The organism is Rhizobium sp. Nf11,1, assembly GCF_050587665.1.
Taxonomy (GTDB): domain Bacteria; phylum Pseudomonadota; class Alphaproteobacteria; order Rhizobiales; family Rhizobiaceae; genus Rhizobium.
In genome coordinates, this window is the sequence record NZ_JBOBHU010000057.1 from 1 (window position 1) to 3,402 (window position 3,402).

Consider the following 3,402-nt stretch of genomic DNA (forward strand, 5'->3'; position numbering starts at 1 on the left):
GTTTATGCCGATCATCGAACTATGCCGAGCGCCTCTTTTGATGAGGACGGTACACCGCGCGTTGCCGGCCATTTCCGCAGGGAGCCGATGGTTGACACTCGGCATAGTTCTCATGCTCAGAGGGCGTTCAGGAATTCCAGAAGCCGGTCGTTTGGTCGAAATCGCTCGGCCTTGGCGCGTTCGTACGGCTTCAGCTTGGCGAGTGCGGATTCCTTCAGTTCAAGATGTGCATGAAGATAGGTCAGCGTCGTTTCCATCGCCTCATGGCCCAGCCACAGGGCGATGACCGAGCAGTCGACGCCCGCCTGCAGCAACTCCATGGCAGCGGAATGCCGCAAGACATGAGGCGACACCCGCTTCGACCGAAGGGAGACGCAGCGCTCTCGCGCTTTGGCGACATATTTGTTCAGCAGTGCCTGGACGCCGTCAGCGCTAAGCTTGCCACCGTGCATGTTCGGAAAGAGAGCCGTGGCGCCTCGCTTTCTGGGTTCCTTGAGCCAGCAACGAAGGGCGTGCTGTGCGATCTTGGTGAGCGGCGTACTTCGCTCTTTGCGGCCCTTGCCAACGCATTGCACATACGCACCGCGGCCGAGCACCACCGAATCTCGGTCGAGGTCGATGATCTCCGAGACCCGTAACCCCGTTTGCGCGGCGAGCAATAGCAGGGTGTGGTCGCGGCGTCCCAGCCACGTGCCTCGATCCGTGCAGTCCAGGATCGCTTCAATCTCGGGCCTGGTTAAGAACTGAAGCTGCCGCTTGTCACATCGCTTGCTGGGGATCGCGAGCACACGCTGAATGTGGGCGCTATGTGCCGGCTCCTCGAAAGCCGCATATCGGAAGAAAGATCGGATGGCCGTAAGGCGGAGATTCCGGGTCCTTACCGAGGCGGCTCTCTTCGTCTCAAGATCCTCCAGGAATGCGCCGATGAACGGAGCGTCCAAATCCCGCAGTGTCAACTGCGATGGTGATCTGCCAAGGCGAGCCTGTGCGAAAGCAAACAACAGTCTGAAGGTGTCGCGATAGGAGGCAATGGTGTTGGAACTTACACCTCGATGCTTCATGAGCCGATCTGTGAACCACCGCTCGATCAGCACGGCCAGGTCGTTTGTGCGTCTCATGACCGAGCCTCCCAGCGCTTGTCCAATCGCCGGACGGCATGGTTCATCAGTTCCGGCGCCGCGGACAAATACCAGTAGGTGTCGCGAACATTGGCATGGCCGAGAAAGGTCGAGAGAACTGGCAGTTCGCGCTCCACATCTTCGCCGGCGCGATACCAGTTGATCAGGGTCTGGACGGCAAAACGATGGCGTAGGTCGTGTATTCGTGGCCCGTCGCGCTGCCCTTCCAGCCGCAACCCGATTTGTCGGGATAGCTGCCAGAACACACGATGAACGTATTGATGCAGCAATCTGCCGCCTTGCTCGGCGACAAAGAAATGGGGGCTGCATGGCGTACCAAGGTGTGCATCGCGTCGGGCGGCATAGGCTGAAAGGACAGCGATTGTCGTGGCATGCAGCGGGACCAGCCGTGACTTGCCGAACTTTGTCTCTCGGATAGTAAGGACGCCCTGGTCGAGATCGACGTCGGCCCGGAGCAGGCCGAGCGCTTCGGAATGGCGCAGTCCGCTCACCGCTATCAGTCCGAATAGGCAGTGATATGTCCAGCGACGAAGGGCGTTGGCCGGCGGCAGCGACAGGGCTGCTGCCAGAAGTGCCTGAATCTGAATGTCGCTGTAGATATATGGCCTTGTTCGCCGCACCGGCGGTACAGCATCGCTCGGTGGCACTTCCGTCAGAGGATCGAAATGGCTGAGGTGCTGGGCGAAGCAGCGAACGTCAACCAAGCGGATTGACCAACTCGGTTGCCGACCCATCAAGGTGACCCACTCCATTGCCAGATCAGTCGTGATGGTCTCAGCGTTGCGGGCTTCCATGAAAGCGACGAACTCCGACAGTCGGCGGGCCGGACCGTCATATTTGTATCCCAGTCCTTGGCGCATACCGACGTAGCGCTCAAGCGCGGTGCGAAGCCGGCTCATTGAACACCTCCCGGCCAAGGCATGCTCAGTTCGCGCAGCTTCTCAATATCGAGCTTGGCATAGATCCTTGTACTGTCGATGCTTCGATGGCGGAGAAGTTGGCCGATCTCGGCAAAGCTGGCGCCGGACCGCAAAAGGTCAGTCGCGAGGCTGTGGCGGAAAAGATGGGCACCGTGATGCGCATAGCCGTCGATGCCAGCGCGTTCGAGTGCGTGCTTCGCGATCATCGTGATGGCGCAGCCGGAGGCAAAGCCCACGTGCGGCGCAAGCGTTCGCAGGAAAACTCGCCGACACGCTGAAGCGGGACGCCCGTGCCGGATATAAGCCACGATAGCTGTTCCCACGTCGTGCCGTAGCGGCATAGTCGCTTGTCGTCGCCCCTTGCCATGCACGAGGATCGTGCCCGATAGCCAGTCGATATCATCGAGATTGAGGGTAGCAACTTCGCTAGCGCGCAAGCCGAGCTTGGCCAGAAGCATCAGAACCGCATAGTCCCGATGACCCATTGCCGTCGTCCGATCACAGGCATCGAGAACCTTCTGAACCTTCTCTGGCGGTAGGAATGTTGGAAGGCCGGCAAGTCGCCAGCGGCGGATCGACGGCACGCAGTCGGCCAGCGCCGTAGAAATGAAGCCCTTCAGATGCAAATAGCGCAGAAAGGCACGCACCACTCCGCACATTGCTTTGCCACTGTCGGCGGAGCCGTCGAGCGCATGTCGCTCAACATAACCGATGACGATCTCCGGGGTGAGCGCCGCAAACCCGTCTGCGCCACCAGGACAGACCTCCCGCAGAAATCGAAGGGACAGAAGCTTGTGGCTCACCACCGTCGAGGCCGCAAGCCCTCTTTCATTCGAGAGATATGTCGCGAATACATCGACGATCTGCTCATGCTCTGTACGCTCGACCGGAAGCGCGGCGGGTATTAAGTCCTCGTCTCGCAACGCGGAAAGCAAGCGCCGAAGTGCCGATCGGTCACCCGCGTCGCGGCTCCAGTGTTCGAAACGGTGCTTGAGAAAGCGGTCGACATGAACTTCGCCTAAATCCTGCGAACGATGTCCATTGCCAACATACCAGTCCATTAGGTCGCGAAACAGGCTCAGCGAGCGCCGCGTGCTGTGTAGACTCAGGCCTTCATTCGACATCCTGGCGGCGTAAACGCGCGCAAACTCTTGATGTGGACCGTGGATCAGCTTCCGATATAGCACGCTCCGCTTCAAATACTCACTTGCATTCATAGGGGTTCTCCTTCGCCTCGATTACGACGGAGAAAGCCTACGCTATGCCGAATAGGCTAACGCTATGCGACAGAAAACGTTGGCAAAAACTTGCTTAATCGGCATAGTGCGACGATCGGCATAAAC

At 59.2% G+C, this 3,402-nt stretch carries 3 protein-coding genes; all 3 read right to left on the bottom strand.

The genetic code is table 11. The features are described from left to right. Positions 1 to 116: 116 nt before the first annotated feature. From ACQ7C1_RS31570 to ACQ7C1_RS31580, 3 genes are read right to left on the bottom strand one after another with little or no spacing between them, the layout of a single operon-like run. Positions 117 to 1,118 (bottom strand): tyrosine-type recombinase/integrase, encoded by a 1,002-nt coding sequence (locus tag ACQ7C1_RS31570; RefSeq protein ID WP_430961196.1) that lies wholly within the window; start codon positions 1,116 to 1,118, stop codon positions 117 to 119. Continuing rightward, complete coding sequence (locus ACQ7C1_RS31575) at positions 1,115 to 2,038, bottom strand: tyrosine-type recombinase/integrase (RefSeq protein ID WP_430961197.1); 924 nt, start codon at positions 2,036 to 2,038, stop codon at positions 1,115 to 1,117. Before ACQ7C1_RS31575 ends, ACQ7C1_RS31570 begins: the two co-directional genes overlap by 4 nt. Beyond that, a complete protein-coding gene (locus ACQ7C1_RS31580; protein WP_430961198.1) occupies positions 2,035 to 3,276 on the bottom strand; it encodes a site-specific integrase in 1,242 nt (413 codons plus the stop codon). Before ACQ7C1_RS31580 ends, ACQ7C1_RS31575 begins: the two co-directional genes overlap by 4 nt. Between the last annotated feature and the right edge of the window lie 126 nt (positions 3,277 to 3,402).

What these genes read in the sequence shown, in the direction of transcription:
- ACQ7C1_RS31570 (WP_430961196.1), bottom strand. Translation starts at nt 1,118, where the DNA reads ATGAGACGCACAAACGACCTGGCCGTGCTGATCGAGCGGTGGTTCACA.
- ACQ7C1_RS31575 (WP_430961197.1), bottom strand. Translation starts at nt 2,038, where the DNA reads ATGAGCCGGCTTCGCACCGCGCTTGAGCGCTACGTCGGTATGCGCCAA.
- ACQ7C1_RS31580 (WP_430961198.1), bottom strand. Translation starts at nt 3,276, where the DNA reads ATGAATGCAAGTGAGTATTTGAAGCGGAGCGTGCTATATCGGAAGCTG.